Genomic DNA, 2,594 nt, shown 5'->3' on the forward strand with positions numbered 1-2,594 from the left:
GATAAATCTTTCTTTTTACCATCTAAAATACTTTTGCCAGATTGTTTTTTCAATCTTTTCACTGTTGCATATGATAAACCTGTAATAATTGTGATAGTAGTAAGTTTTCTACCTTCTTCGATTAATTTGATTGCCATTTTTTTAGCAAAATCTTTTTCTTCTTTAGTCATTTTTGACTACCTCCTTAAAAATATATTAAGTATATTTACACTTTGATATATATTAACTTGATAATCAAAAAAATGGCTCAAAATTGGCACTTTATATGATTTTAATTGCTATATTTTATGGCTCATTTTATGTGACGTTTTACATAAATAAAAAGGAATTTTCATGTATAAATATTGACAAAAGCAACTATTTAGAATATAATCTAATTAGATATAATTCTAAATAGGTTTGGAGTGAGATTATGTTTAATGAAAGTTTTAAAGCTTTAGGAGATCCTATAAGATTAAAGATTATAGAACTTCTAAGAGAAGGAAAATTAAGTGCAGGTGATATAAGTAGTAAATTTAAAATTACTTCTGCAAGCATTTCCTATCACTTAAAAATATTAAAAGAAGCAGATTTAATAAGAGAGCAAAAATATAAAAATTTTATTTATTATGAATTAAATCTTTCAGTTTTTGAAGAATTAATATTTTGGTTAAAGAAAGGTGATAAAAATGAAAAAATATAAGAATATTATAATAGCAGCAGTATTATGTTTATTACCAATGGTTTATGGAACAATAATATATAATAAATTACCTGAAATGCTGCCAAGTAATTTTGATTTTTCAGGCAATATTGATGCATATACTAATAAATTTAACATAATTTACATAATGCCTTTAATATTAGCAGGTATAACTATACTTATTTATTTTATGACTAGATTAGATCCTAGAAAAGTTAATTCAAATAACAAATTATTAATGGTTAGTATATTTACAATGCCATTAATCTCTAATTTAATAATTATAATAACTATATTAGTAGCACTTGAATATAGTTTAAATGTTAGCAAAATAATGACTCTTATATTATCAATAATGTTCATAATTTTAGGTAATTATATGCCCAAAGCACATAAAAATTATACAATAGGTATCAGATTACCTTGGACACTAGATGATGAAGAGAATTGGAATAAAACACATAAATTTGGTGGAATATGCTTTATAATTTTAGGTATTTTAGGAATAATAAGTATGTTTTTTAACATAGGAGCATACATTATATTTATTGTAATGATATTAATAAATATTATAATAATGGCTTATTCATATTACATATATTATAATAAAAATATAAAGAAATAAAAAATTAAATATTAGTATGTAAGACTCCATAATTAATGAACCCTAAAAAGTATGATTTATAGTCATATAAATGAGCCATTTTTACCTAATAAAATTTTAGGCATAAATGGCTATTTAATTTATCTATTCTTTTTCTTTTTTGATAACTCAATAAAAATCATCTTGAAAAATTTTCTCCAAGGATGGTCTTGTGGTGGTATATATTTAATTTTTTCTGTTTTCTCAATTGGCTTTTCATTGAAATTTTTAGAAAATTCTAAAATGTTATCAATCTTTTTTAAATCAAATATTTCATTATCTAATATCATGTGTAATGTACCAGTTAATGACTTAGCAACTACAATTTTAGTCTTATTATGTAAATACATATTTTCCCCTTTATGATTTAAAGGTACATATTTATTATTTTCATATGATATACAGTGCCCTGATATTACTCTTTTATTAAATATTGATAGAACTTTATTTAATTCTTCATCAGTATATGTTTGACATTCAAATCTATTTTCTATATCATTAAATTTAGAAAGAGCCTTTTCATTATGTTGTTTTACAAATTCAATTAAATATTTATTAGCTTCATTAATGTTTTTAATGCCGTAAAAACTTAATTCAGCAGCTAATCTAGATTGTAATGTTTTAAAGGTTCTTTCTACTGTACCTTTAGCTTGTGCTACAGAAGTAGTTTCTAATTCTATACCAAGAAAACGACACATTATTCCAAAGTTCGTTTTCTTTTCAGTATCTTCTGAATATTTAAAAACAGTTCTATTATCTGCTATTAATTTATATGGTATACCATAATTAATTAAAACTTGTTTAAAGGCTGTATAATATCCTTTAAGTGTTTCTTGTGTATCAAAGTATGCTCCTAGTATGACTGAAGTTGCTTTATCAACAAATAGATGGAGATTGAATTTTTTATCACCAAACCATATATGTGGAGAGGCATCAGTTTCTACTATTTCTCCAAAATATTTGATTCTAGGCATATATGGATGAGCGTACTTAAAACTAATTTCATATTTTAGTTTTCTTTCAATTTCAGTTAAACCTTTCTCTTTTTTCTTTTTACCCTTTTTAGATATTTTATTAAGAGTTTCATATGCTCTAATAGTTGATTTTCGAGACATAGGACTTCCTATTTTTCTTTTGGAAAATATTCTTAATAATAAGGCTCATTAATGTGATTTTCATTTATGGGTCATTAATTGTGGAGTTTCACATATAAAGAAATAAAAAATTAAATATTAGTATTGACAAAAAAGTATTTTAATATTAAAATAC

Annotated in this window: 3 protein-coding genes; 2 read left to right on the forward strand and 1 reads right to left on the reverse strand. The window is 23.2% G+C overall.

What is annotated here, in order from left to right; translation table 11 throughout:
• Positions 1-412: 412 nt before the first annotated feature.
• On the forward strand, positions 413-682 hold the full coding sequence (locus tag AWT72_RS08405) for an autorepressor SdpR family transcription factor (protein ID WP_156285954.1): 270 nt from the start codon (positions 413-415) through the stop codon (positions 680-682).
• Entirely contained in the window at positions 669-1,307 is a 639-nt protein-coding gene (locus AWT72_RS08410; protein WP_067143564.1) for an SdpI family protein, read from the forward strand. The genes AWT72_RS08405 and AWT72_RS08410 overlap by 14 nt, the downstream gene beginning before the upstream one ends.
• A gap of 119 nt (positions 1,308-1,426) precedes the next feature.
• Here the strand turns inward: AWT72_RS08410 and AWT72_RS08415 are convergent, their stop codons facing one another.
• Positions 1,427-2,440: a DDE-type integrase/transposase/recombinase gene (locus AWT72_RS08415; RefSeq protein ID WP_067143567.1), complete on the reverse strand. Its 1,014-nt coding sequence runs from the start codon at positions 2,438-2,440 to the stop codon at positions 1,427-1,429.
• Between the last annotated feature and the right edge of the window lie 154 nt (positions 2,441-2,594).

Origin of the sequence: Oceanivirga salmonicida, assembly GCF_001517915.1 — a bacterium.
Classification (GTDB): domain Bacteria; phylum Fusobacteriota; class Fusobacteriia; order Fusobacteriales; family Leptotrichiaceae; genus Oceanivirga; species Oceanivirga salmonicida.

Bases quoted from the DNA above. Each gene is read 5' to 3' on its own strand.
- AWT72_RS08405 (WP_156285954.1), top strand. From the start codon at position 413: ATGTTTAATGAAAGTTTTAAAGCTTTAGGAGATCCTATAAGATTAAAG.
- AWT72_RS08410 (WP_067143564.1), top strand. From the start codon at position 669: ATGAAAAAATATAAGAATATTATAATAGCAGCAGTATTATGTTTATTA.
- AWT72_RS08415 (WP_067143567.1), bottom strand. From the start codon at position 2,440: ATGTCTCGAAAATCAACTATTAGAGCATATGAAACTCTTAATAAAATA.